At 58.5% G+C, this 26,560-nt stretch carries 25 protein-coding genes; 6 read left to right on the top strand and 19 right to left on the bottom strand.

Translation table 11 applies throughout. The features are described from left to right. Positions 1-10: 10 nt before the first annotated feature. Together gltX and DHN10_RS16825 are read left to right on the top strand one after the other, a co-directional pair. Positions 11-1,336 (top strand): glutamate--tRNA ligase, encoded by a 1,326-nt coding sequence (gltX, locus tag DHN10_RS16830; protein ID WP_108816506.1) that lies wholly within the window; start codon positions 11-13, stop codon positions 1,334-1,336. Continuing rightward, a complete protein-coding gene (locus tag DHN10_RS16825; RefSeq protein ID WP_108816505.1) occupies positions 1,336-2,733 on the top strand; it encodes an MATE family efflux transporter in 1,398 nt (465 codons plus the stop codon). The genes gltX and DHN10_RS16825 overlap by 1 nt, the downstream gene beginning before the upstream one ends. On the opposite strand, the gene DHN10_RS16820 is transcribed toward DHN10_RS16825, so the two are convergent. Genes DHN10_RS16820 through DHN10_RS16810 form a run of 3 tightly spaced genes read right to left on the bottom strand, consistent with a single transcriptional unit; the run spans position 2,704 to position 6,448 of the window. Beyond that, entirely contained in the window at positions 2,704-3,246 is a 543-nt protein-coding gene (locus tag DHN10_RS16820) for a gamma-glutamylcyclotransferase family protein (protein ID WP_108816504.1), read from the bottom strand. The two genes, DHN10_RS16825 and DHN10_RS16820, sit on opposite strands and share 30 nt — an antisense overlap. Further along, positions 3,243-5,759 carry an ABC transporter permease gene (locus DHN10_RS16815; protein WP_108816503.1) on the bottom strand — a complete coding sequence of 839 codons (2,517 nt, stop codon included), beginning with the start codon at positions 5,757-5,759 and terminating at the stop codon, positions 3,243-3,245. Before DHN10_RS16815 ends, DHN10_RS16820 begins: the two co-directional genes overlap by 4 nt. Continuing rightward, a complete protein-coding gene (locus tag DHN10_RS16810; protein ID WP_108816502.1) occupies positions 5,756-6,448 on the bottom strand; it encodes an ABC transporter ATP-binding protein in 693 nt (230 codons plus the stop codon). The genes DHN10_RS16815 and DHN10_RS16810 overlap by 4 nt, the downstream gene beginning before the upstream one ends. Between DHN10_RS16810 and DHN10_RS16805 the strand changes: the two genes are divergently transcribed. The 3 genes from DHN10_RS16805 to DHN10_RS16795 are packed head-to-tail and all read left to right on the top strand — an operon-like array spanning position 6,447 to position 7,962. Next, a complete protein-coding gene (locus DHN10_RS16805) occupies positions 6,447-7,130 on the top strand; it encodes an arylesterase (RefSeq protein ID WP_108816501.1) in 684 nt (227 codons plus the stop codon). The genes DHN10_RS16810 and DHN10_RS16805 overlap by 2 nt on opposite strands. 20 nt (positions 7,131-7,150) lie before the next feature. Further along, a complete protein-coding gene (locus DHN10_RS16800) occupies positions 7,151-7,714 on the top strand; it encodes an SOS response-associated peptidase (protein WP_234417166.1) in 564 nt (187 codons plus the stop codon). Positions 7,715-7,758: 44 nt separating this feature from the next. Beyond that, entirely contained in the window at positions 7,759-7,962 is a 204-nt protein-coding gene (locus tag DHN10_RS16795; RefSeq protein ID WP_108816499.1) for a dodecin family protein, read from the top strand. Between the two features lie 75 nt (positions 7,963-8,037). On the opposite strand, the gene DHN10_RS16790 is transcribed toward DHN10_RS16795, so the two are convergent. From DHN10_RS16790 to DHN10_RS16715, 16 genes are all read right to left on the bottom strand, one after another. Further along, entirely contained in the window at positions 8,038-8,247 is a 210-nt protein-coding gene (locus DHN10_RS16790; protein ID WP_108816498.1) for a cold-shock protein, read from the bottom strand. Between the two features lie 235 nt (positions 8,248-8,482). Further along, positions 8,483-8,689, bottom strand: a complete 207-nt coding sequence (locus DHN10_RS16785; protein WP_108816497.1) for a cold-shock protein — start codon at positions 8,687-8,689, stop codon at positions 8,483-8,485. 212 nt (positions 8,690-8,901) lie between these two features. Further along, entirely contained in the window at positions 8,902-9,270 is a 369-nt protein-coding gene (locus DHN10_RS16780; protein ID WP_108816496.1) for a hypothetical protein, read from the bottom strand. Next, positions 9,267-10,922 (bottom strand): energy-dependent translational throttle protein EttA, encoded by a 1,656-nt coding sequence (ettA, locus tag DHN10_RS16775; RefSeq protein WP_108816495.1) that lies wholly within the window; start codon positions 10,920-10,922, stop codon positions 9,267-9,269. Before ettA ends, DHN10_RS16780 begins: the two co-directional genes overlap by 4 nt. A gap of 63 nt (positions 10,923-10,985) precedes the next feature. After that, positions 10,986-11,357 carry a VOC family protein gene (locus DHN10_RS16770; protein ID WP_108816494.1) on the bottom strand — a complete coding sequence of 124 codons (372 nt, stop codon included), beginning with the start codon at positions 11,355-11,357 and terminating at the stop codon, positions 10,986-10,988. A gap of 12 nt (positions 11,358-11,369) precedes the next feature. Then, a complete protein-coding gene (locus DHN10_RS16765; RefSeq protein WP_108816493.1) occupies positions 11,370-12,218 on the bottom strand; it encodes an MBL fold metallo-hydrolase in 849 nt (282 codons plus the stop codon). Positions 12,219-12,464: 246 nt separating this feature from the next. Then, on the bottom strand, positions 12,465-13,544 hold the full coding sequence (locus tag DHN10_RS16760) for a BMP family ABC transporter substrate-binding protein (RefSeq protein ID WP_108816548.1): 1,080 nt from the start codon (positions 13,542-13,544) through the stop codon (positions 12,465-12,467). Positions 13,545-13,574: 30 nt separating this feature from the next. Then, on the bottom strand, positions 13,575-14,489 hold the full coding sequence (locus DHN10_RS16755; protein ID WP_108816492.1) for an ABC transporter permease: 915 nt from the start codon (positions 14,487-14,489) through the stop codon (positions 13,575-13,577). Positions 14,490-14,514: 25 nt separating this feature from the next. Then, positions 14,515-14,709: a hypothetical protein gene (locus DHN10_RS16750; protein WP_108816491.1), complete on the bottom strand. Its 195-nt coding sequence runs from the start codon at positions 14,707-14,709 to the stop codon at positions 14,515-14,517. Beyond that, positions 14,706-15,785 carry an ABC transporter permease gene (locus tag DHN10_RS16745; RefSeq protein ID WP_108816490.1) on the bottom strand — a complete coding sequence of 360 codons (1,080 nt, stop codon included), beginning with the start codon at positions 15,783-15,785 and terminating at the stop codon, positions 14,706-14,708. The genes DHN10_RS16750 and DHN10_RS16745 overlap by 4 nt, the downstream gene beginning before the upstream one ends. Before the next feature lie 48 nt (positions 15,786-15,833). Continuing rightward, positions 15,834-17,357: an ABC transporter ATP-binding protein gene (locus tag DHN10_RS16740; RefSeq protein ID WP_108816489.1), complete on the bottom strand. Its 1,524-nt coding sequence runs from the start codon at positions 17,355-17,357 to the stop codon at positions 15,834-15,836. Next, positions 17,354-18,094 carry a xanthine dehydrogenase accessory protein XdhC gene (gene xdhC, locus DHN10_RS16735; RefSeq protein ID WP_108816488.1) on the bottom strand — a complete coding sequence of 247 codons (741 nt, stop codon included), beginning with the start codon at positions 18,092-18,094 and terminating at the stop codon, positions 17,354-17,356. The genes DHN10_RS16740 and xdhC overlap by 4 nt, the downstream gene beginning before the upstream one ends. Further along, a complete protein-coding gene (xdhB, locus tag DHN10_RS16730; protein ID WP_108816487.1) occupies positions 18,091-20,478 on the bottom strand; it encodes a xanthine dehydrogenase molybdopterin binding subunit in 2,388 nt (795 codons plus the stop codon). The genes xdhC and xdhB overlap by 4 nt, the downstream gene beginning before the upstream one ends. After that, positions 20,475-21,830, bottom strand: a complete 1,356-nt coding sequence (gene xdhA, locus DHN10_RS16725; protein WP_108816486.1) for a xanthine dehydrogenase small subunit — start codon at positions 21,828-21,830, stop codon at positions 20,475-20,477. Before xdhA ends, xdhB begins: the two co-directional genes overlap by 4 nt. A 195-nt stretch (positions 21,831-22,025) precedes the next feature. Then, entirely contained in the window at positions 22,026-22,490 is a 465-nt protein-coding gene (locus tag DHN10_RS16720; RefSeq protein ID WP_108816485.1) for an SRPBCC domain-containing protein, read from the bottom strand. A gap of 3 nt (positions 22,491-22,493) precedes the next feature. Further along, positions 22,494-22,826, bottom strand: coding sequence for an ArsR/SmtB family transcription factor (locus DHN10_RS16715; RefSeq protein ID WP_108816484.1), 333 nt, complete (start codon positions 22,824-22,826; stop codon positions 22,494-22,496). A gap of 104 nt (positions 22,827-22,930) precedes the next feature. On the opposite strand from DHN10_RS16715, the gene dnaE reads away from it, so the two are divergent. Beyond that, entirely contained in the window at positions 22,931-26,428 is a 3,498-nt protein-coding gene (gene dnaE, locus DHN10_RS16710; RefSeq protein ID WP_108816547.1) for a DNA polymerase III subunit alpha, read from the top strand. Positions 26,429-26,560: the final 132 nt, after the last annotated feature.

Here is a 26,560-nt window from a genome sequence, read left to right as displayed (position 1 = left end):
AGACGCACCCATGACCACCACCAGATTCGCCCCATCGCCCACCGGCTGGCTGCATATCGGCAACCTGCGCGCAGCGCTTTTCAACTATGCCATTGCGCGTCAGAACGGTGGCACCTTCATCCTGCGGATCGACGACACGGACGCGCAGCGTTCCAAGGATGAGTATATCGCAGGTGTCAAAGAAGACCTGAGCTGGCTCGGCTTCACCTGGAACCGGGTTGAACACCAGTCGGCGCGCATGGACAACTATCTTGCCGCCAAACAAAAGCTGATCGACATGGGCCGACTTTATGAGTGCTTTGAGACGCCGGTGGAACTGGACCTCAAGCGCAAAAAGCAGCTGAACATGGGCAAGCCACCGGTCTATGACCGCGCCGCGTTGGAACTATACGAAGACGAAAAGGACACACTCCGCGCAGAGCGTGGTTCGCATTGGCGCTTCAAGCTGGATCACAAGCGCATCGAATGGGCTGATGGGATCATCGGCGATATCTCCATTGATGCGGCCTCTGTCAGCGATCCAGTGCTGTTCAAAAATGATGGGCAAATTCTCTACACGTTGGCCTCGGTTGTGGATGATACCGAAATGGGGATCACAGACGTGGTCCGTGGCTCTGACCACGTGACCAACACGGCAACGCAAATCCAGATGATCCAGGCGCTGGGCGGTGATGTGCCACGTTTCGCCCACCATTCGCTGCTCACGGGTCCACAGGGCGAGGCATTGTCCAAACGCCTTGGCACGCTGGCGCTGCGCGATTTGCGCAAGCAAGGCATTGCACCAGAAGCGATCCTGTCGTTGATGGCGCGGCTTGGGTCATCTGATCCGGTTGAGTTGCGCAGCAACATCGACGAAGTGGTCGCAGGCTTTGATCTGTCCAAATTTGGCTCTGCTCCCACGAAATTCGATGCTCAAGACCTGATCCCGCTGACGGCCCGCCATTTAGCGACACTCAGCGCTGATGACGTGGCCGATGTTTTAACATCGGCTGGCGTGCCGGACGACCTGGCCGCGGCATTCTGGAACGTCGTGCGCGACAATATCGACAGCCTTGATCAGGTCGCCGGTTGGTGGGCACTCTTCCGCGATGGTGCCACCCCACTGGTGGAAGATGAAGACCGCGAATTCGTGGCCGAGGCTTATGCCCTGTTACCGCCACCGCCCTATGACGCCAACACTTGGTCGAGCTGGACAGCGACGGTGAAAGAGGCAACAGGCCGCAAAGGCAAAGGCCTGTTCATGCCATTGCGCAAAGCGGTCACGGGCCGTCAGCGTGGGCCGGAAATGGCGGATGTGATGCCGCTGCTTCAAACCAAGCCGGACTTTACTGCCTGATGGCCGCGCCCGAGGCCAAATTCACGCAAGGCAGCCTCTTTGGCCATATCTCAGTGATGTCGCTGACCGCCTCAATCGGGTTGATGGCGGTGTTTCTAGTCGATTTCGTCGATATGATCTTCATTTCGATGCTGGGTAAGGCCGAACTGGCCGCCGCTGTGGGCTACGCCGGGGCGATCCTGTTTTTTACCACCTCTTTTGGGATCGGCATGGCCATTGCAGCGGGCGCGCTGGTTGCCCGTGCGCTTGGCGCAGGAGAAGCCGAAGACGCGCGCAGGCGGGCCACAAATGCACTGATCTATGGTGTGATCTTTGGGGCAATCTTTGCCGCGACTGTCTGGCTCAATCTAGAGTTTCTTGCAGGGCTAATGGGGGCGTCGGGTGAGACGCTCGATCTTGCGGTGCACTATTTGCAGATCATCGTGCCATCTCTGCCATTTTTGATGATTGGCATGATTGGCGGGGCGATCCTGCGCGCCCATGGCGATGCGCGCCGCGCCATGATGGCTACGATCTGGGGCGGGGTTGTCAATGCGATCCTTGATCCGATCCTGATCTTCGGGCTTGATCTGGAACTGACCGGAGCGGCCCTGGCCAGCGTTTGCGCGCGTATCGCAATTGCGGGCACGGCACTAATGCCGCTGATCCGGCACTACGGCGGCTTTGACCGGCCTACCGTCGCTAGCCTGACAATCGACATGCGCCCAATCCTTGCGATTGCGATCCCAGCGATCCTCACGCAACTGGCGACACCGATCGGGCAGGCCTACGTTACGCGTTCGATGGCAGAATTCGGAGAAGAGGCCGTTGCAGGCATGGCAATTGTCGCCCGGATGACGCCCGTTGGGTTTGGCATCATCTTTGCGTTGTCCGGCGCAATTGGCCCGATCATTGGGCAGAACGCTGGCGCCGGGCAGCACGACCGTGTGCGCGGCGCATTCCGAGAAGGGCTGTTGTTTACCGGATTGGTTGTTGTTGTCGTCTCGGGGCTGTTTTTTCTGGCGCGCCCCGGCATCCAATGGTTGTTCCAGCTAGAGGACGGGCTTGCGCTGACGCTTGTGTTTCTCTTTGCTGGGCCGCTGTCGCTGATGTTCTTCTTCAACGGTGTGATCTTTGTGGCCAACGCCGCATTCAATAACCTTGGGCACCCGTTCTATTCGACCATTGTGAACTGGGGGCGGCATACGCTTGGCACCATTCCGTTTGTGCTGGTTGGGGCCGCGTGGTTTGGCGCGCCGGGCATTCTGATCGGGCAATATATCGGTGGTGCGCTCTTTGCCTTGATTGCCATCGTCCTTGCGCTGCGCGTTATGGCCAAAGAAGCGCGCGAACCGACCGAGGCCGAGCCTTTTGCCCGTCAGGCCCGCCTATTTAGCCTTTTGCATCACCGCCGTTAGGTGATCATCCACCAGTGCGCGCTCGTCCGGAGTGAGCCTTTGATGGCGTGGATAGATCGGATCAGCGCGGTCGTTCAGGATTGGCGTGCCCCAGCCATCGGTCGTCTCAAAGAAATGGCTGACACCGGCCTCGCCAAAGACGCGCAGGTAGCCTTGCACGACCACATCAAGATAACTCAGCAGGATCGGGTGCTGCCCTTTGGAGACCAGATGTGTGGGTCTCACCTGATAGACGGCCGTTTGCTTTTGCCCGACCGCATGGCTGACGTCGTGGCGTTGATAGGCGGCCTCGCGTTGATCAAGGGCCGCCCAATTGGCTTGCGGCACCTGTGCGACGACACCTTGAATGACCGTCGTAGCGTCAGGGATCACCGATAGAAATGCTGCGTCGCGCAGGGTGGTTCCTTGCCAGACTCGACGCCATCCGCCCAGGGACGCTGGCAGTGGATTGGCATAATCATGCGTGCGCAAATTGACGAGGCTGCCATAGCCAAAGAAACCCGGATCGGTCATTCGCGCGCCCGCAAGATCTGTGCGGGTCGCGCCGACAAGGGCCGCCACGCAAAGGCCAGCCCCGCCAGCAAAGAGGCCAAAACACCGCCACCGATGATCAGCAGGGCATTGGACCAGATCACGATGTAATCGGTTTCCATGATGAAGACAGACACCGCCCAGCCGCCCAAAATCCCTGCGCCCAAGGCAACAAGCCCGGCACCGAAACCCAGAATTGCCGATCGCAGCGCAAAACTGGTGATGATCCGGCGCCGCGACGCGCCCACGGTTTTCAGCACTGCCGCCTCAAACGTGCGGGCGCGTTCGCCAGCGGCTGCCGCCCCGATCAGCACCAAAAAGCCGGTGATCAGCGTGATCAACGCGCCATAGCGCGTAGCGGCTGAAATCCCCCCGACCAGTTCGATGATTTGATCAATCGCATCACGGATGCGGATCGCAGTGATATTGGGATAGGCCGTGGCAAGATCGCGTAGGATCGCTGCTTCGGCTTCTTGCTGGGCATAGACCGTCGAAATCCAGCTATGCGGCGCACCTGCCAGCGCTCCTTGGTTCATGGCCAGCACAAAGCCGATACCCGCATCTTCCCAACTGACATTGCGAAAACTCGTGATCTCGGCGGTGATATCGCGGCCCAGAACATTGACTGTCATCGTATCGCCCAGTTGCAAACCCATCTCGGCCGCTTCCTCGGCAGAGAAACTGATCTGCGGTGGTCCGGCATAATCTTCGGGCCACCAGTTGCCTGCGGTCACTTCGGTGCCTTCCGGCAGGGCACCCGCATAGGTGATCCCACGATCCCCTTGGGTAACCCAATGCCCTTGGGTCACCTCATCTGCTGGCTCGTCGTTGATCTGCGTGATGATGCCGCGCAGCATGGGTGCGGTGTCAACCTTGCTGACCGCGTCATCACCCGCCAGACGCGCGCGAAAGCCGTCGATCTGGTCGGGCTGAATGTCCACGAAAAAATAACTGGGTGCGACAGCGGGCAAATCGTTCGAGAACGAATTGCGCAGGTTGCCATCAATCTGACCGACCGCCGCCAAAACCGTCAGGCCAAGCCCCAAAGACAGCACAACCGACGTCGCCTCACCTCCGCGCGCGCCTATTGATCCAAGCGCCAGTCGCAGGGCAGGCCGCCCGCGTGCAGGCTTGCGAAACCGCCGCGCAATCCACCGAATGCCGATGGCGGCGACCACAAGGATAGCAAGTGCTGCAGCGATCCCACCCGCCGTCCAGAGGGTCAGGAAAACGGTGCCGGAAAACCAAACAGCCGCACCGATTAGTGCCGCGATCAGCGCCGCAATTGCGATCAGGTAGCGCGGCGCGGGCAAGCTGGCAGAGGCGGCAAAAGCATCGCGAAACAGTGTCGCGGCGCGGATGTCCTCGGTCTTGGCCAGAGGCCACAGGGTAAAGACCAATGCGGCCAATAGCCCATAAACCGCAGCCTCAAACAGCGGGGCAGGGTAGATCGTGAAGACAGCTGGGATAGGCAGGCTCGCCTCGATGATCGGGGCAAACAGCACCGGCAGGCCTGCACCGAGGATCAGGCCGAGGATTACGCCCCCCAGCGTCAGAAGGCCCACCTGAATGAAATAGGTATGAAAGATCGTGGCACGCGTCGCGCCCAGCGTTTTCAACGTGGCGATGACGCCTGTTTTGCCGGCCAGATAGGCGCGCACAGCCGCCGAAACGCCAACCCCGCCGACAGCAAGGCCAGATAGCCCCACGAGGATCAGGAATGCCCCGATCCGATCTACAAATTGTGCAATGCCGCCAGCGCCGCGCCTGCTATCGCGCCACCGCAATCCGCTGTCACGAAACTGCGCCTCGGCTGCGTCTTCAAGTGCCTGCAGGTCCGCGCCCGGCGGCAGATTGAGCCGGTATTGCGTCGAAAACAATGTGCCTTCGATCAGCAAGCCCGAGTTGGCAAGGTCATCCGTCAGCACAATCGTGCGCGGCCCAAGGCCAAAGCCACCAGCGGCGTTATCGGGGTACCGGTCCAGAACCGCGCGCAGTGTGAACGCCTGTTCGCCCAATCGAAACGGATCACCCGGCGATAACCCCAAACGATCCGCTAGAACACGCTCCATCACGCCACCGAAATCGGCAAGGGCGCGGGGAAGGGGCATGGGGGGATCAAGCTGCACAGCTCCGATCAGCGGATAAAGATCATCAACTGCGCGCACTTGTGTGAGGCCACGTTCGGACGCCTCATCCCGGTCTACAACAATCATGGAACGGAAATCGACCGTCTCTGACACATCTTCGGCGATAGTGTTCAACCAGTCGCGTTCGGCATCGCGGGCAAAGCGATAGGTGAACTCGACCTCGGCGTCGCCGCCCAGAAGTGCTGCACCATCACGTGCGAGCCCCGCTTCGATCCCCGCACGCACAGTTCCAACAGCAGCAATCGCCGCCACACCTAGCGCCAGACAAGCGAGAAACACACGAAACCCGTGCAGACCCCCGCGCAATTCGCGCATGGCAAAGCGGGACGCGATGCGCAGGCTCATTCCGCAGCCTTTGACATCGGCGCATCTATACGACCATCGCGCAGCCGGACGACACGGTCGCAGCGGTTCGCTAGTTCATTGGAATGGGTGACCATCACCAGCGTCGCACCATGGCGGTCGCGCAAATCAAATAGCAGATCAATGATCGCCTGACCGTTGGTTTCATCAAGATTTCCAGTGGGTTCATCTGCCAGCAGAATGCGCGGACGGGGGGCCGAGGCGCGGGCGAGGGCTACGCGCTGTTGTTCTCCACCTGACATTTGGCTGGGGTAATGATCGATGCGGTCGGCGAGACCCATGGCCTGCAATTCAGCTTCGGCGCGGTCAAATGCGTCGCGCGCGCCAGCGAGTTCAAGCGGGGTTGCAACGTTCTCTAAGGCGGTCATTGTCGGGATCAGGTGGAAAGATTGGAAAACCACCCCCATATTATCCCTGCGAAAGAGGGCAAGCTGGTCTTCGTTCATCGCGGTCAAATCCTGCCCCAAGGCATGGACCTGACCGACGGTGGCCTGTTCCAACCCGCCCATCACCATAAGGAGCGATGATTTGCCAGACCCGCTTGGCCCCACCAGCCCCAGAGTTTCCCCTGCCGCCACTTTGAGCGAGATATCATGCAGGATATCAACGCGCCCGGCATTGCCATCCAAAGACAGATTGGCGTTTGCGATGGAAAGAACGGGTTCGGTCATGCGGGCGGCCTTTGGTTTTGCGCGTTCCTTTGCATATGGGGCCATTTTGCGCAGCAGCAAGTTGATGATCGCGGTTTTGATGACGGCGGGCGTTGTGCAGGCCGAAACAGTGACAGTGGCCGCTTTAGGGGACAGTCTGACAGCCGGGTATGGGCTGGCGCAAGGCGATGGGTTTGTGCCGCAGCTTGAGGCGTGGTTGCAGGCACAGGGTGCGGATGTTGCAGTGATCAATGCGGGCGTATCTGGTGATACCACAGCGGGCGGGTTGAGCCGCGTGAACTGGACGCTGACGCCTGATGTTGATGCCATGATCGTGACCTTGGGCGGCAACGATTATTTACGCGGGCTAGATCCAGGAGTGAGCCGCACCAACCTTGACGGTATTCTGGCCGCAGGGGAAGCAGCAGAGGTTGGGATGCTTTTGGTGGGACTGTCGGTTGGGGCCAATTATGGGCTTGAGTATAAGGCTGCGTTTGAAGGAATGTATCCCGATCTGGCGGCAAAATATGACGTACCACTTTATGCGGATTTTGCGTCAGGTCTGCGCGCAGCGGCGGGCATGCAGGAGGGCATGTCGGAGTTCATGCAGGCGGACAACATCCACCCGAACAAAGAAGGTGTCGCCGTCATCGTTGCAGCCATAGGGCCAACCGTTTTGGACCTTGTGCAGGCGGTTGAATAACGATGCCGGGGCGGTTCTTTTTGACCGAGCAAACGGGCGGGATCGCAGATCCACCAAGGTTGAATATCGCGCCGGGCCAAGAGGTGATCACGCTCACTGCCGAAGGCGCGCGGCATATGCGCTGGGGTCTAATCCCGGTGGGGCGGGTCAATGCGCGTGGACGGCCTGTGATGGAAACCATTGTGAATGCGCGGTCCGAGACTGTCTTTGACAAATCCGCCTTTGCAGATGTGAAACGGGCGGTAGTGCCTGCCAGTGGCTGGTATGAATGGACGGGCGAAAAACGGCGCAAGCAGCCGTGGCGGATTACCAGAAAGGATGGCGCGCTGCTTAACTTTGCGGCGATCTATGACGTTTGGAATGGGCCGGGTGGGGTGCAGGTGCATCAGGTTGCAACTGTGACATGTGCCCCTTCGGCGGATGTCCGCGATATCCATCACCGTATGGGTGTGATCCTTGATCAAAGCGATGTGGATATATGGCTTGCCGGTGATGAAGAGGTCGCGAAAGCACTGATGAACCCCTTTCCCGATGGAACGCTACACGTTGAAAAGGCCGATGATGTGGACTGGACGGCAGGCTAGCAGTAGGCTGGACGCTGTAACCAACAACAATAAAGGGAGCTGACATGTCAGTCGCAAAAGTCACAGAGATCATTTCATCCTCGTCCAAGTCCTTTGATCATGCCGTTGAACAGGGGATCAAGCGGGCGTCAAAGACGCTCAAAGGGATCAGCGGCGCCTGGGTGGCAGATCAGAAAGTCACCGTGAAGGATGGCGAAGTTGATGAATACCGGGTTGTCCTGAAAGTCACATTCGTGCTGTCGGACTAATAAATTTGGGCGCCCGGCAAGGGCGCCCAATCAAAATAATCTAACGAATAGATCGCGGTGGTCAGGTGGCTTGCCTTAGTCGGCCAGCGTCAGATTGATTGCGCTCTCGCGTCCGTCACGGCCCGCTTCGATGTCGAAGTTGACCTTTTGGTCATCTTTAAGCCCGGTCAGACCGGAACGCTCAACAGCAGAGATATGGACGAAAACGTCCTTTGAACCACCATCTGGTGCGATAAAACCATACCCTTTGGTGGTGTTGAACCACTTGACAGTGCCTGAAGCCATGTCCTTGTCTTCCTTATGTTTTCCGCTCGCGGGAGTGCAGCGGCATGGCGCAGTCAAACGTGATCGAGAGACTGGGCCGTAAGAGGAGACAGTGGTCGATAGATTAACGCGCCCTCGTATTATCGCACATTTGGCAACAAATTCAAGTTAGCAGGAGGGTTAGCGCCCGGATCGTTAACAATCTGGAAAGAGTGGCGCGCGGGTTTCCGCGCGTCACTATCGTATCTCGGTTGGCTTATGCCAGTGCGAGGTTCACTGCGGATTCGCGACCATCACGGCCTGCTTCCACGTCGAAAGTTACTTTCTGGTCGTCCTGCAGACCGGTCAGGCCGGAACGCTCAACAGCGGAGATGTGAACGAAAACGTCCTTGGATCCACCATCAGGAGCGATAAAGCCGAAGCCTTTAGTTGCGTTGAACCATTTCACGGTGCCAGTAGCCATCGTGTTTTTCCTTTTAGTATCAATGCTGTCCGCGAAATTGCGACAGCTCGGCGTCGTCAGCGTCAAAATCGAGAGACTGTAGCCGAAAGGGAAAACAGTGGTCGAGTTGTGTAACGTTTGCACTCCGCACATGGGGTCTGGATCGCTGAATAGCAAGTGAATAGTTTGTGATAGCTGATCGTCGGCGGATGTCAGCACATTCCGCCGCCCCCTTACGCGGATCGCAATTGCTCGTAGAGGCTCGACATAACATGGGCGATGATCGTGATGCACAGAACATGCCACCCAAAGAACCACATCTGCCCCGCAACCACATCTTCAGCAAAGGACGCCGCAAACCGCGTTTTGCCGAAATCAGCGACAAGATAGGCTGCGATCACCGTCACGCTCAGCGCGATAGTGCGGGGGACAAAGGCGAACTGAATGGCAATCAGGGCAAGGACCGTTCCCAGCCCCGCACCGGAATAGAATAGTTGATCGGCCCAACGTGGGTGCGCCCCGGCCAGCGTGGTCACACCCGCAACATAAAGGACGAGAGCTGCAATCAGCCCGATCCCGACGGCGATGACGATCCGTTTCAACGGACGAATTTCTTGTGCTTCATCCGCTTTGGCTCCAGCGCATCAGCGCCAAGCCGCGCCTTCTTGTCCTCTTCGTAATCCGTGAACGCCCCTTGGAACCATTCCACATGTGCGTCCCCTTCGAAGGCCAGAATATGCGTACAGATCCGGTCAAGGAAGAAGCGATCGTGGCTGATCACAACTGCGCAACCGGCGAAATTGACCAGCGCGTCTTCCAACGCACGCAGTGTTTCGACATCCAGATCGTTGGTCGGTTCGTCAAGCAGCAGCACGTTGCCGCCGGATTTCAGCAGTTTCGCCATATGCACGCGGTTGCGTTCACCGCCGGACAGCAGTCCGACTTTCTTTTGCTGATCGCCGCCTTTGAAGTTGAAGGCAGAGCAGTACGCGCGCGAGTTCATCGACGCATCGCCAAGTTCGATAATCTCGGCCCCGCCGCTGATCTCTTCCCAGACGGTGGTGTCAGCGCTTAGCGCGTCGCGGGACTGGTCAACGTAGGACAGTTTCACCGTATCGCCGTACTCCACTGAGCCTTCGTCGGGTTCGGCTTGACCCGTGAGCATAGAAAACAGTGTGGATTTACCAGCACCGTTAGGGCCGATGACACCGACGATACCGCCAGGGGGCAGGCTGAACGACAGGTCTTCGATCAGCAGCTTGTCACCCATCGCTTTCTTGAGGCTCTCAACCTCGATCACCTTGGAGCCAAGCCGTGGCCCGTGAGGAATGATGATCTGGGCGCGTCCGATTTTGTCTTTCTCGGATTGGCCAGCGAGCTCATTATATGCCGCGATCCGGGCCTTGGATTTCGCCTGCCGCGCCTTGGCGCCCTGCTGCATCCATTCCAATTCACGCGCGAGCGTGCGCTGCTTGGATTTGTCGTCCTTCGCCTCGCGCTCCAGCCGCTTTGCCTTGGCCTCTAGCCAGCTAGAGTAATTACCTTCGTGCGGGATGCCAGAGCCGCGGTCGAGTTCAAGAATCCAGCCGGTGATCGCATCAAGGAAGTACCGGTCGTGGGTGACGATCAGAATTGTGCCTTTGTAGTCGATCAGGTGCTGTTGTAGCCACGCAATGGTTTCTGCGTCCAAGTGGTTGGTCGGTTCGTCGAGCAGCAGCATATCGGGCGCATCAAGCAACAACTGGCACAATGCCACGCGGCGTTTTTCGCCACCCGACAGCGTTGTTACGTCAGCATCATCCGGGGGGCAGCGCAGCGCCTCCATGCTGATGTCGATCTGCGCGTCGAGATCCCAGAGGTTCTGGCTGTCGATCTGGTCTTGCAACTGTGCCATCTCATCCGCAGTCTCCTCGGAGTAGTTCATGGCAACTTCGTTATAGCGATCAAGGATCGCCTTTTTGTCGGCCACGCCCAGCATGACGTTTTCGCGTACGCTTAGCGCGGGGTCGAGTTCGGGTTCCTGCGGCAGATATCCTACGCGCGCGCCTTCGGCGGCCCATGCTTCGCCTGCGAAATCCTTGTCTTGCCCCGCCATGATCCGCATCAGTGTGGATTTACCCGTGCCGTTCACGCCGACCACGCCGATTTTGACGCCGGGCAGGAAGTTCAGGCGGATGTTCTCGAACACCTTCTTGCCGCCGGGATAGGTTTTGGACACGCCGTCCATGAAGTAGACGAATTGATTGGCAGCCATGAGGGACGCTCCGTTAGAGACCTTGGTTTGACCCTCAATAGCGAGGCATGGGCGCAGGGGCAATCAGGGTGGCGGCATTTCCTGCCAAAGCTCGATAGGGTTGCCTTCGGGGTCTTTGAGCTGTGCAAAACGCCCATTGGGTTCGCGTTCGTCCGCGACCTCAACCGTGACCCGAGAGGCGCGGAGCGCTGTGACCGTCGCGTCCAGATCGGCCACACGGAAATTGATCATCCATTGTTGTTCAGGGCGGCCAAAATAGGTGGTGTCTTGTTTGAAAGGCGCAAAGACGGTTGTGCCCGCCTCTTGCGTCCAGGCCGGATCATCATAGCTGTCGGTGACTTTGTTGATGCCAAAGGTTTCTTCGTACCAAAGACCCAGCGCTTTTGGGTCTTTCGCCCGAAAGAAAATACCGCCGATGCCCAAAACCTTGATCATTCTCGCCTCCCGTCAGAGTGTGATTTTCATCCCATCCTTGCCCAGAAAGAACGGCCCGTCCCAATGCTGGCGCACGGCATCTTCCCAATGCTGATCGGTGAAATCAGGATCGCCGTCAGGCACCATATGGCTGAGAGCCAGTTGTCTAACCCCAGCGTCCCGTGCAATCCGTCCCACGTCTACGGCATCGGTGTGGCTGCGCAGGATATGGGTGCGCAGGCGTTCATCGCCGTTTGTCATGCGGGCGCACAGCGCCTCGACGCCGTCACGTAGCATCGCCTCATGCACCAGCAGGTCGGCCCCTTTCGCAAATGGCGCCATTTCGTCCATATAGGCGGTGTCACCAGAGAAGGCGACGGCTTTGTCGCCTGCCTCAAACCGCAGGGCGAAAGTATCGGTGATTGGGGGATGCACATTGCGCAAACTGCGCAGCGTGATGTCATCAAAGGTCATCACGTCATCGATGACTTGAATATCGGCAAGGCTGTCAAAATCGCAGCGTCCTTCGTCCCGGACGCGCAAATCGATATCAAAGCGCATGCTGTCCTGAAATCCCGCCCAATAGGCATCCAGTCCCTTTGGCCCAAACACCGGGATCGTGCGATTCAGCCCTGCCGTCCAGGCGGTATGAAAGAACGGCCCAAGTTCGAGGTAGTGATCCGAGTGCAGGTGGGTGATCACGATGAGGTCTATTTCAGTCAGGGTCACGCCTTGGTCACAAATGCCACGGGTGACGCCAAGCCCTGCATCAATCAGGATCGTCTTACCCGCCAGCCGCAACAGCATGGACGTAGGCATGTGAGAGCCGGGGCGGATAGCTGGCCCGCCTTTGACGCCAAGTAGGGCAAGACTGTCAGACATATGATTGGTCCTTTTGGTCGAATTCACGTGAACGGCGGGTTTTTAGCCACCTCGCCCCACTGCGCACGTCAGTCCAGCGCGGAGTCGTCATCCGGCCAACACTCGGTTTGACGCCAGATTAGACTGTCCTTGATGTGGTCAAACGACGTTAGTCAGTTGCGCAGTCCAAAGTCAATTTGGGCGCTGCGCAAAAACGAAAAAGGCCCCACCAAAGCGGGGCCTTCTCAATCAATCAGTCAGTCGAAGTTATTGCGGGATTTCCGCATCAATTCCTTCAACATAAAAGTTCAAGCCAGCCAATGTGCCGTCATCGGCAGTCTCGCCCGCTGCCAACCATGCAGAACCGTCCTGTTTGTTCAGCGGACCTGTGAAGGCGTGGTATTCGCCAGAGCGCAGGCTTTCGATCAGCGCCTCAGCAGAGGCCTTCACTTCTGCGGGAACCGCATCTGTGATCTCACCGATGCCAACCATACCTGGGGCAATACCGTCCCATGTGTCGGTGCTTTCCCAAGTGCCGTCGATCACGGCTTGGGTGCGTGCCACATAGTAAGGCGCCCAGTTGTCGATGATGGATGAGACGCGTGGGAACGGACCAAACTCTGCCATGTCGGAGGCCTGACCGAATGTCACAACATTGCCAGCCGCCTGTGCGGCGGCCTGCGGCGCAGTTGAATCGGTGTGCTGCAGGATCACGTCCGCACCTTGTTCAATCAAAACAGAGGCAGCCTCGGCTTCCTTTGCAGGGTCAAACCATGTGTAGGCCCAGATGATCTTGAACTCGACATCAGGGTTCACTTCTGCCGCGTGGATATATGCGGCATTGATGCCCCGGATGACCTCTGGAATGGGGAAGGATGCGATGTAGCCCACGACATTGCTGTCGGTCATGTGCCCGGCAATGTGGCCTTGAACGGCGCGGCCTTCATAGAAGCGCGCAGAGTATGTGGATACGTTGTCAGCGCGCTTGTAGCCGGTTGCGTGCTCAAAGCGGACATCAGGGAACTTTTCAGCCACGGCGATGGTCTGATCCATGTAGCCAAACGACGTGGTAAAGATCAGGTCCGCACCTTGCAGCGCCATCTGTGTCATGACGCGCTCTGCGTCGGGGCCCTCTGGCACGCTTTCCACGAACACGGTCTCGACCTTATCGCCAAAGGCTTCTTCGACGGCCAAACGGCCCTGATCATGCTCATACGTCCAGCCGCCGTCGCCCACTGGCCCGACGTAGACGAATCCTACTGTTACTGGTTCGTGCCCATCGGCGGCAGCCCCTGTTGCAAGGCCAAGCGCGAGTGTGGCGCCGGCCAGTATTGTTTTCATTGTCATTTTCATCCCCTTGGTGGTCTTGAATTGGCCTCAGCGTGAGGCATGGAAAGATTGTCCCAGTGATCCGGGCGCACGTCCGGCCCGCATAATAACCAGAACGGCGATAGTGGCCAGATAGGGGGCCATAGAAAGATACTCGACCGCGATAGCTGCCCCCGCCGCCTGCAGGTTGAGTTGCAGGACGGTCACCCCGCCAAACAAGTAAGCTCCCAGCAAAAGACGCCCCGGCCGCCAGCTGGCAAAGACAACGATGGCCAGCGCGATCCAGCCTGCACCTGCGGTCATCCCTTCGGTCCATTGTGGTACGCGCACAAGGCTCAGGTAGGCACCACCCAGCCCTGCACAGGCCCCGCCGAACATGATGGCAAGGATACGCACACGCACCACGTGATAGCCCAGCGCATGGGCCGCTTCATGGTTTTCGCCAACTGCACGCAGGATCAGCCCCGCGCGCGAATATCTCAGGAAGGCCCAGACCCCCGCGACAATGAAAAGCCCAACATAGACCATCGGGTCATGCTGAAAGACGATCGGCCCTATGACCGGAATATCACCCAGCAGGGGGATATGCCAATCGGGGAAACTCGGTGCTTTGATCCCGATGTATCCTTGCCCCATCAGTGCCGAAAGGCCGAGGCCAAAAAGCGTCAAAGCCAACCCGGTAGCCACTTGGTTGGACAGCAGAATTTGCGTCAGCACGCCAAAAATCACCGACAAAAGCGCCCCGCCAATCGCCGCCCCGAGAAAGCCTAGCCAGGGTGAACCGGTGTTCACCGCCACCACGAAACCGCAGATCGCGCCGGTGATCATCATCCCCTCGACACCAAGATTTAGAACGCCTGCGCGCTCCACGACCAATTCTCCTATGGCCGCGAGGATGATCGGAGTTGCCGCCACCATAAGGGACGCCAGCAGGAGGATGGGGTTGATTGATGACAGGTCCATCAGCGCATTTCCTCATTCGTGAATATCAAAACCATGCCAACATCTCCTCTGGCAGCACATAGACCGCCACCGCGCCAAGCAGGACAGTGGCGGCTACCGCCCAGTGCGACAGTGCCGCCAATTGTGCGCCGTAGCCCAGGAACATACCTCCGAAGAGTGTCATGATGGGGCGAAAAAACGCATCTATGAGGTCGTCAAAAATGGTGGATTGATCGCTCATGCGGCGACCCTCTGCCATGCCACGCGGTAGTTCGTCAGCACGTCTACAGCGAGCAGGAAGAACAACAGCATCCCCTGCAAAATCTGGATTGCCGCAATCGGCAGGCCAAGGTTCGATTGCGCGATTTCCCCCCCGATATAAGTCAGCGCCATCAAGCCGCCCGCCAGCAATATGCCGACCGGATGCAAGCGCCCTAGAAAGGCGACGATAATCGCGGTAAAGCCATAGCCTACATTGAAATCAATGCTGATCTGTCCCGCTGGTCCTGCAACCTCAAACAGGCCTGCAAGCCCGGCCAGCGCGCCGGAAATGCCCATGCAGATCAAAACCAGCGCAGAAGGGTTCACGCCTGCAAAGCGCGCCGCCCGCGGGCTTTGCCCGGAGAGCCGCACATTGAAGCCAAAGATATGGCGCGACAAGGCCACATAAGCGCAGATCACTGCTAGGAAGGCCGTCAGAACGCCCCAATGCATGCCACTGCCCGAGATGATCTCAAGGTTTGCAGCAGAGGGGTATTGCGACAGGTTTCGGCTGCCGGGAAAACCCATGCCGTCTGGGTTGCGCAAGGCCCCCAGCGCCATGGACGCAAGCAATTGTTCGGCCACATAGACCAGCATCAGCGACACCAGAATTTCATTGGTGCCAAAGCGGACCCGCAGCAATCCGGGGATCATCGCCCAAAGCAACCCACCCAAGGCCCCCGCAATGATCATCAGCGGGAAGATGATAAAGCTCTCCAATGGATAGAACGCGAGCCCCACGGCGGCCCCGCAGATGGCCCCGACGACGTATTGCCCCTCGGCCCCGATGTTCCAGATCCCCGCCCGAAAGCCAAATGACAGCCCGATGGCAATCAACACCAACGGCGCGCCTTTAATCAAAAGCTGCGGGCGGTAGAACCACGCAAATTCCGAAAACAACGGATCAAGAAAGATCGTGCGGATGGTGACAAACGGGTTCTGGCCAAGGGCCGCGAAAAGCAAGCCACCACAAAACATGGTCAGCAGGACCGCCAGAATAGGGGTCGCAAAGGTCCATGCCTGCGATGGCTGCGGGCGTTTCTCCAGCATGATCATGCGCGAGGCTCCATCTTTCTGTGTCCGGTAAAACTTCCGCCCGAGGCTTTATGCGCCTGCATGCGACACCTCCATGTCATGGGCGCCGCCCAGCATCAGTCCGATTTCTTCGACCGTCAGGCCTTTGGCCGGGCGCGGTGCGGACAGACGCCCTTCATTGAGGGCGGCGAACCGGTCCGAGATTTCCATCAACTCATCAAGATCCTGAGAGATCACAATCACCGCCGTCCCCTTGGCTGCCAGATCAAGCAAAGCCTGCCGGATCGCGGCCGCCGCAGAGGCATCCACGCCCCAGGTCGGTTGGTTCACAACAAGCACCTCTGGTGCCTGCATAATCTCGCGACCGATGACGAATTTCTGCAAATTTCCGCCCGAAAGCGACCGTGCCGCGTTCTGCGGGCCCGGCGTGCGCACGTCAAAGGTTTCGATCACACGTTCTGCAAACCCACGCGCCTTGCCCCAATGCACAAAGCCCCGCGTCGTCAGGTTTTCGCGGGTCATAGCGGTTAGAATGGCATTTTCCGTCAGGCTCATGTCAGGGGCTGCTGCGTGGCCCATGCGCTCTTCTGGGGCCGCCAGAAGGCCGATCTTGCGGCGCGCATTGGGCGGCATCTGGCCAATGGCCTGCCCGTGATAGCCGATCATGTCGCCCCCGGTCCTCATCTCGCCCGAGAGTGCGGCAACCAGTTCATCCTGCCCGTTGCCTGCAACGCCGCCAATTCCCAGCACTTCGCCCTTACGCACCTCAAGGCTGATCTCGCGCAGCGGAGTGCCAAACTGATGCGGTGCTTTTGCGCTTAGCCCATTAAGCGATAGAACGACGTCTCCAGCAGGTTTTTCGGCCCGTTCAGGCACATGCAGCGCCGTGCCGACCATCAATTCGGCCATTTCGCGGGCAGATGTGGCGCGCGGGTCGCAATCGCCCACAACTTCGCCCAAACGCAAGACAGTGGCGTTTTCGCAAAGCGCGCGGATTTCCTCCAGCTTATGCGAGATATAGAGGATGGCGGTGCCTTCCGCGCTTAGCTTGCGCAGCGTTTCAAAAAGGATGTTCACCTCTTGCGGGGTCAGCACCGACGTCGGTTCATCCATGATCAGCAGCTTGGGATCTTGTAGCAGACAGCGGATAATCTCAACCCGCTGGCGTTCACCTGCCGACAATTCTCCTACAATCCGGTCAGGGTCCAGCGGCAGCCCATATTGATCAGACACATGGCGCACACGTGCTGCAATCTCGGCCTGTGGTGGCGGGTCTTCCATGCCAAGCGCGATGTTCTCGGCGACATTCATCGCATCAAAAAGCGAGAAATGCTGGAACACCATCGCAATGCCTAAGGCCCGCGCGGCGCGGGGCTCTGCCGGTTGAAAGGGCCGCCCTTCCAGCGTCATCGTGCCCGCATCAGGTTTGACCAGCCCGTAGATCGTCTTGACCAATGTTGATTTGCCGGCGCCATTTTCGCCCAAAAGCGCATGCACTTCGCCGCGCCCAATATCAAAGGAAACGTCCTTGTTGGCGACAACGCCGGGATAGGCTTTGGTCAGCCCGGACAACCGCAAAAGGGGATCTGTCATGCACTTCGCTCCTTTGTTTGGCCAGAGGCCGTCGCGATCATCGCAGTTGCTACGCCCAGCGCAATCGCTGCGGGGTGTTTTCCAAGGCTTGGATCACCAATGGGACAGGCGATGCGCGAAATTTGTTCGGGGGCATGTCCCAACGCCGCCAGCCGGGTCCTGAACCGGGCCCATTTGGTCGCCGATCCGATCAGCCCGGCAGAGACAAACTTATGGCTCAGCACCGCGTGACACAGGGCCAGATCGATCTCATGGCTATAGGTCAAAATCAGATGATCGGCATCCAAAGGGGCATGTTTGACGACCCGTGCTGGATCAGCGGCGACCACTGTCGTGACCTCAGTCTGCGGAAAGCGGTCAGCGTGGGTATCAACCCATGTGATCTCAAATTCAGGCAGCGGGCCCATGACCGTGACAATAGCGCGGCCCACATGACCCGCTCCGTAAATCCACAAAGGCCGGGTAGAAGGATGTTCCATCACCTCGGTCATTTCCCATTGCAGGCTGACCGACCCGCCGCAGCATTGGCCCAGTGCCGGGCCTAGCGGGATTTGGGCGCTGTGGCTCGGACGTCCGTCCTGCAGCATGCTGCGGGCCTCTGCCATGGCATCCCACTCCAGACGCCCGCCACCGATGGTGCCTTCGGTGCGATCTGCCCAGACCAGCATCTGCGTGCCTGCATCGCGCGGCGCCGAGCCAGCGGTTTTGGTCACGGTGATACGGATTGCAGCACTCATGAACGGGCCCGCTTGATCGCTTGCAAAACCTCTTCGGCGGTCGCCGGGGCCTGTAAGTCAGGGTAGTAGGGCCCGCAGGCCGCAACCGCATCAGAAAGCGCCAGAAACGGTGAAATCCCCAGCATGAAAGGTGGCTCGCCCACCGCTTTGGAGCGATAAACGGTCTGCGCAGGATTGGGCGCATCCCAAAGGGCGACGTTAAAGATGTCTGGCCGATCCGAGCAGGCCGGGATCTTGTAGGTTGAGGGCGCGTGGGTGCGCAAACGCCCCTTGTCATCCCAGACCAGTTCCTCGGTTGTCAGCCACCCTGCACCCTGCACATAGCCACCTTCGACCTGCCCGATATCCAGCGCAGGGTTCAGCGAGGCCCCGGCGTCGTGCAGGATATCCGTGCGCAGAATGCGGTTTTCCCCGGTGAGGGTATCAATGACAACTTCGGTCACGGCAGCCCCTTGGGCAAAATAGAAGAACGGCGTGCCTTCTCCCTTGGTGCGGTCCCAGGCCAGATCAGGGGTTTTGTAGAACCCCGTGGCCGACAGGCTGACGCGGTTAAGGTAGGCAGTCTGTGCAGCTTCGGCAAAACTCATCTGGGCATCGCCGACAAAGACCTCACCGTCTTCAAAACGTACCATTTCGACGCTGCTTTGATGTAGTTCGGCCAAACAGGCCGCAATTCGATCGCGGATGGTGTCACAGGCATTGGCCACAGCCATGCCGTTCAGATCAGTACCCGATGATGCAGCGGTCGCGGATGTATTGGGTACCTTGCCTGTATCGGTTGCGGTGATCTTGACGGCACAGACATCAATGCCAAAGCGATGTGCTGCCACCTGTGCGATCTTCTGAAACAGGCCCTGACCCATTTCAGTGCCGCCATGGTTCATATGAACAGAACCATCCTGATAGACATGCACCAAGGCACCGGCCTGATTAAGATGTGTCAGAGTAAAGGAAATCCCAAACTTCACTGGACTAAACGCGATGCCCTTTTTCAACACCGGCTCAGCCCGGTTCCAATTCGCGATCACGGCGCGACGGGCATGATAATCGGAACTGGCCAGCAGCGCGTCGGTCATTTCATGCAAGATGAAGTCGGTGACGGGCATATGGTAAGGGGTCGTCTGTACGTCCTCTTTTGGCGAATAGGCACCGCCATAGCGGGTCCCAGTCCCCGGCTTCTTTTGTTCAGAAATATCTTCGGGGGGGCGCGCAGCGCGGGGGGCAGACAGCCCCCCTGCGTCCATGGCGTCATAATAGTTCCGCTGCCGAATGGTCACCGGGTCTTCACCCAACTCGGCCGCGATATGATCCATCACTCGCTCAATCCCCAGCACGCCTTGCGGTCCGCCAAAGCCACGAAATGCCGTCGCCGATTGGGTGTTCGTCTTGAGCCTGTGCGACGTGATCCGCGCCGCTGGCAGGTGATAGGCATTGTCGGCGTGCAGCATGGCCCGGTCGGCCACGGGCAGTGACAAATCCTGCGCCCAGCCGCAGCGGGTCAGTTGGGTGAAATCGACGCCAGTCAGGCGGCCTTCGCCATCAAAGCCCACATCATAGCTGATCCGGAAATCATGGCGCTTGCCGGTGATCATCATATCGTCGTCACGGTCATAGCGCATCTTGCAGGGTCGCCCCGTGGCACGCGCGGCCACGGCACAGCTGACGGCAAGCGCATTGCCCTGACTTTCTTTACCGCCAAAGCCACCGCCCATGCGGCGGATTTCGCAGCGCACGGCGTGCATCGGCACGCCCAATGCATCCGCCACCTTGTGCTGAATTTCGGTGGGGTGTTGGGTCGAGCTATGCACGACCATATCCCCGCCTTCTTGCGGCAGGGCGAGGGCTGCCTGACCTTCAAGATAGAAGTGTTCCTGCCCACCCATCGTGATCTCACCCCGCACCTGATGCGGGGCCTCTGACAGCGCCTGATCCACATCGCCCTTGGTCCAGATCTGTGGGCCATCTTCGAAATGGCTGCCAGCGGACATCGCCTCATCAATGGTCAGGATGGGGGTGTCTTCTTGAAAGGACAGATCCGCCAGTCGTGCAGCCTTGCGGGCGTTCAAATGGCTGTCGGCCACCACCAGAAACAGCGGCTGACCCAGATAGTGCACCGTACCGGTTGCCAGCAGCGGTTCATCATGGATGGATGGCGACACATCATTTTCAAAGGGCAGATCATCCGCCGTCAGAACGGCCACCACACCGGGCGCGCTTTTCACCTTTTCAAGGTTCATTGCGCTGTAGCTGCCGTTTGCGATCTCGGATGTGCCAAAGGCCAAATGCAATGTACCCGTCGGCGTCGGTAAATCATCAATATAGCGGGCCTGACCTGTCACATGCAGGGTGGCGGCATCATGGGGAAGGGGCTTGGCGACACTCATGACCGGACCCCCAAAACGGATGTAGTTTGCCCGGACAGTTCCGCAAAATAGCGGTGCAGCAGGTTCTGGGCGATCTCCAACCGGTACGCCGCACTGGCGCGCATATCGGTCATCGGGGTGTAGTCGGTGGCAAACATTGCTGCCGCTGCCGTGATCGTCTGGTCCGTCCATGGCTGATCAATCAGCGCATTTTCAACGTTAGTCGCACGATGCGGCGTCCCTGCCATGCCGCCAAACGCGATCCGAGCTGCGGTCACTTTGCCATCATTAACTGTGATATTGAAACACCCGCAGACAGCCGAGATATCCTGATCAAAGCGTTTAGAAATCTTATAGCAGCGCAGATCGGGCACGGATTTGGGCAGGGTGACACCAGTCACCAGCTCACCGGCGGCGCGGTCCTGTTTGCCATAGTCCACAAAGAAATCCTCGATCGGGATGTCCCGTGTCGTCTCGCCGTGCCTCAGGTGCAAGGTCGCGCCCATTGCAATAAGCGCAGGTGGGTTGTCGCCAATTGGCGATCCATTGGCGATGTTTCCACCAATTGTCGCAGCATTGCGCACCTGTTGCGAGCCATAGCGCCGGATCATTTCCGCATATGACGGTTGTAGACCGCGCAGGTCCTCTAACACCTCGGTCATTGTAACAGCCGCACCAAAATGAATGGTCTCATCCGTCTGGGTGATGGCGCGCAATTCGGCGCAACGGTTCAGAAAGGCAACATCGGGCAGGTTCCGCAATTGCTTGGTCACCCAGAGGCCGACATCCGTGGCACCAGCCACAAGTGTCGCGTCGGGATGCGCCCAGTACCACGCGGCCAATTCATCAAGCGTTGCTGGGGCAAACGGTGCCGCCTCAACGGTTGGAGGGGTGTCATGCATCCACTCTGGCACAGGTGCAGATTCCGCTGCCTCCGCTGCCCGAATGATCGGAGCATAGCCGGTGCAGCGACAAAGGTTGCCTGCCAATGCGTCGTCGTGATTGGTGGCTCCCGTCAGATGGGCTGTGGCCATAGAGGCAATGAAACCGGGTGTGCAAAAACCGCATTGCGATCCGTGATGATCGACCATGGCCTGCTGAACGGGGTGCAGCGCGCCATCGGGGCCAGCGACCCCTTCAACCGTGCGCACAGCCTTGCCGTGCAGTTGTGGCAGAAACAGGATGCAGGCGTTCAAAGCCTTTGCGCCATCTGCGTCGGTGACCATAACCGTGCAAGCACCGCAATCGCCCTCGTTACAGCCTTCCTTGGTGCCGCACAGCCCCGCGTCCTCGCGCAGCCAGTCAAGCAGGGTGCGGGTTGGCACCGCTTCGACCTGCACGGTTTCCCCATTGAGAAGAAACGTGACGTTCATTATGTAAAACCTGCCGCCTTACCGAAGTATGCGAGGATCGTCAGATGTCGATGCGACGTAGACACCTGCCTCTTGTGCTGCAGGTTATGAAAGCGGCAGAAATAGCGTTTGGCAAGAGATTTTTTTGGCATTGGCCGCCTGCACAGACGCAAGTTAGGGCCAATGCTGGTGCGAAATTAACCTGAAAATTGTTGGTCAGTTTTGCTGAATAACACTTTTGCTATAGGCAGTTAGGTTGTCCAAACCACCTTCCCAACCCTGGGCGACCTCGGCCAGTGTTTCGGGCCCCGAGAAAGACGACACAGCCACCGTAATTCCCAGCTCTGTCTGCGTGCCTTTGCCATCCAACGCATAGGTGACAAGGCTGGTGCAGACGGCCGCGCCACCGAAAATCAGCGTCTCGGAGAAGACGGCGCGCTCTGCTTTGGTCAGGTCGTACCACCGGGTTTCAACCTCAAATTCCGGCGCATCAGCGGGCCCAAACCGATGCCGGTCCATGCCCCCGACAATGACGTTTGCGACATCCGTGACCAGCATCGTGTCGGCATCCGGCCCATTCCATTTTTCGCGCTCCTTAGGATCAGTCAGAACCGGCCACAGGCGATCAGGAGCCAGCGGTAGAGTGCGATGCAGATCAAATGATTTAGTATCTAAAGGCATGGGTTATTCTTCCTCATTACGGGCTATGTCGTGGGTGAGAGATTCCAACCTGTCCAACCGGCTTTCCCAAATCTCGCGCTGCCAGGCCAGCCAGCCTTGCGCCTCGATCAGGGGGGCTGCCTCGATATGGCAGGTGCGTACACGGCCCTTCTTGATAGAGCGGACGATGCCCGTTTCTTCCAGCACCCTAAGGTGGCGCATGAAGGTGGGCAGGGCCATCTTGTGGGGCGCGTGCAACGCGCTGACACTGGCAGGCCCAGAGGCAAGCTGTTCGATCACTGCGCGCCGGGTCGGGTCGGCCATGGCGCCAAAAAAGGAATCAAGTTGGTTAGTCATGTCACTAAGTATTAGCGTCGCGCTGCAATCTGTCAATACACTTAGCGATATGGCTAACTAATTCGGCATCTTGCGGCCCGGTGGGCATCCGCTACCTTGGTCAAATGACCACTGATCCCCGATTCATTCACCTGCGTGTCCACACAGAATATTCGCTGCTCGAAGGCGCAATTCCGGTCAAGAAACTGCCCGGTATGGCCGTCAAGATGGACATGCCTGCTGTGGCCGTCACCGATAGCAACAACATGTTCTGCGCGCTGGAGTTCTCAGAAGGGGCGGCCAAGGCTGGCGTACAGCCGATCATCGGCTGTCAGGTTGATGTGACATATCTAGAGGTCGAACCGGGTAAACGCCCCGAAGCGCCTGCGCCCATCGTTTTGCTGGCGCAGTCCGAAGCAGGGTACATGAACCTGATGAAGCTGAATTCTTGCGCCTATCTGGACGCAGAGGGGCAGTTGCCGCAAGTATCGCTGGATGATTTGGCAAAGTATCATGACGGTCTGATTTGCCTGTCAGGCGGGCCCGACGGCCCCGTTGGTCGGCTGTTGCAGCAAGGACAGCGGCCCAAGGCCGAGGCTTTAGTGGATCGGCTGGCAGTGATCTATCCGGATCGGCTCTATGTCGAATTGCAGCGCCATCCGGGTGATGGTTTGCCTGACGCGGAGCGCCTGTCAGAGCGCGGCCATATTGAAATGGCCTATGCCAAGGGGCTGCCGTTGGTGGCGACCAACGATGTGTATTTCCCCAAGACTGAATTATACGAAGCGCACGACGCGCTGATCTGCATCGCCGAGGGTGCTTATGTGGATCAGCAAGAACCGCGACGTCGGCTAACGCCGCAACACTATCTGAAATCGCCGCAGGAGATGGCGACGCTGTTTGCCGACCTGCCGGAGGCGGTCGAGAACACCGTCGAGATCGCCAAACGCTGCGCCTTCAAGGCCTACAAACGCGATCCGATCCTGCCAAAGTTTGCCGATGATGAGGTCGCAGAATTGCGGCGTCAGGCAGAGAAGGGATTGAAAGAGCGCCTCGCTGTTATTCCCCATGCGGCCTCGCTGGACGAATACGAGAAGCGGCTCGAATTTGAGCTTGGCATCATCGAAGGCATGGGCTTTCCCGGCTACTTCCTTATCGTGGCCGACTTCATCAAATGGTCCAAGGACAATGGCATTCCTGTGGGGCCGGGGCGGGGCTCTGGTGCGGGGTCTTTGGTTGCTTACGCGCTTCTTATCACTGACTTGGACCCGCTGCGGTATTCGCTGCTGTTCGAACGCTTCCTGAACCCTGAACGTGTGTCGATGCCAGACTTCGACATCGATTTTTGCATGGACCGGCGCGAAGAAGTGATCCGCTATGTCCAAGGGAAATACGGGCGCGACAAGGTTGGGCAGATCATCACCTTTGGCGCGCTTTTGTCCAAAGCCGCGGTACGTGATGTAGGCAGAGTTTTACAGATGCCTTACGGGCAGGTGGACCGGCTGTCGAAGATGATCCCGGTGGAAGGGGTGAAGCCGGTTTCGATCGAAAAGGCCTTGGCAGATGAACCGCGCCTGCGCGAGGAAGCCAAGAACGAAGAGGTCGTGGACAGGTTGCTGACCTATGCCCAGCAGGTCGAAGGCTTGCTGCGCAATGCATCCACCCACGCAGCTGGCGTTGTGATCGGTGACCGGCCATTGGATGAACTGGTCCCACTATATCGAGACCCACGCTCAGACATGCCCGCAACCCAATTCAACATGAAGTGGGTGGAACAAGCGGGGCTTGTCAAATTCGACTTTCTGGGCCTGAAAACCCTGACCGTGATCCAGAACGCGGTGGAGCTGATCCGCAAGGCTGGTCGCCCATTGAATGTCGCGGCGGATGGCACGCAGCTATATGATGCGCCCGAAGGGTTCGAATACGACATCGGGGCCATCCCGCTGGACGATGAAAAGTCATACGCTCTTTATTCCAGTGCCAAGACCACCGCCGTGTTTCAGGTGGAATCCAGCGGCATGATGGATGCGCTCAAGCGCATGAAGCCCACCTGTATCGAAGATATCGTCGCCCTCGTCGCGCTCTACCGTCCCGGTCCGATGGAGAATATCCCGACCTATTGCGAGGTGAAGAACGGGCAAAAAGAACTGGAGTCGATCCATCCCTCTATCGACCACATACTGAAAGAAACCCAAGGCATCATCGTCTATCAGGAACAGGTGATGGAGATTGCGCAGGTCATGGCCGGGTATAGCCTTGGCGGGGCTGATCTGCTGCGCCGGGCCATGGGTAAGAAGATCGCCGAAGAGATGGCAAAAGAGCGCCCGAAGTTCGAGGAGGGCGCCAAGGCCAATGGGGTTGAACCCAAGAAAGCCCGCGAGGTTTTCGACCTGCTGGAAAAATTCGCCAACTATGGTTTCAACAAATCCCACGCCGCCGCCTATGCCGTTGTCAGCTATCAAACGGCATGGCTGAAAGCGAACCACCCGGTGGAGTTTATGGCCGGTGTGATGAACTGTGATATCCATCTGACGGACAAACTGGGCGTCTATTTTCAAGAGGTGAAGAAGGGCCTTGGGATCGACTATATCCCGCCTTGCGTGAACCGGTCTCAGGCCACATTCGACGTGCAGGATCAAAAGCTGGTCTACGGGCTGGGCGCGCTGAAGAACGTTGGCGTCGAGGCGATGAAGCTGATTGTCGAAGGGCGCGAAGATCGGGAATTTGTGAACCTCTTCGATTTTGCCCGCCGTGTGGATTTGAAACGCATCGGCAAGCGCCCCATGGAAATGCTGGCGCGGGCTGGGGCCTTTGACGTGCTAGACCCGAACCGCCGATCCGTGATGCTGAGCCTTGACGCGTTGACGGCCTATTCGGCGGCGATCCATGACCAGAAGTCATCTAATCAGGTCTCGCTGTTTGGTGACGCCGGCGAGGATTTGCCTGAACCGCGGTTGATCGGCGGGGATGACTGGCTGCCTGCAGAACGGCTGGCCGAAGAATTCCGCGCGATTGGTTTTTATCTGTCGGGCCATCCGTTGGATGACTATATGGGGCCGCTGAAACGCAAGCAGGTGATGACCCTCGATGAAGTCACGGTTCGCGCCGAAAAGGGCGCCGCAGTCGTCAAAATGGCGGGTACCGTATCGGGACGTCAGGAACGCAAGTCAGCGCGCGGCAACCGCTTTGCCTTTGTGCAACTTTCTGACCCGACGGGGCAGTATGAGGTCACGATGTTTTCGGACACGTTGGAGACCGCACGCGAGTATCTGGAAACCGGCAGTCAGATCGTGCTGACCTGCGAAGCGACACTAGAGGCCGACCAACTGAAATTGTTGGGCCGGTCGGTGTCTCCGGTTGATGCGATGGTTGCGGACGCTGGGGGTGCTGGGTTGCGTGTGTTCATTGATGGCCCTGACGCAATCGGTTCGGTGGCCTCAATCCTGTCAAATGCGGCACGTGATGGGGTGCGCGGCGGGCGCGGCCCTGTCTATTTCTGCCTGTTGGGCAACGATCTGCCAGGTGAGGTCGACTTGGATCTAGGTGATGATTTCCCGGTCAATCCGCAGATCAAGGGGGCGCTGCGGTCGTTGAACGGTGTGATTGAGGTTGAGGACGCCTGAAGTTGGAGACACCAATCTAGCAGGGTGAACCGGGTGGTTGCCAAATACGTGGGGATCAAAACGGTCGGCTGAATGTCCGCAGGCCCAAGCAAGTGCAGCAAATAAAACGAGCGGATCGGCCATGGTTCTGCG

This window comes from Loktanella sp. Alg231-35 (genome assembly GCF_900143545.1).
Taxonomy (GTDB): Bacteria; Pseudomonadota; Alphaproteobacteria; order Rhodobacterales; family Rhodobacteraceae; genus Yoonia.
Note: the sequence above shows the minus strand (reverse complement) of the source record. Positions and strands in the feature narration are given on the sequence as shown.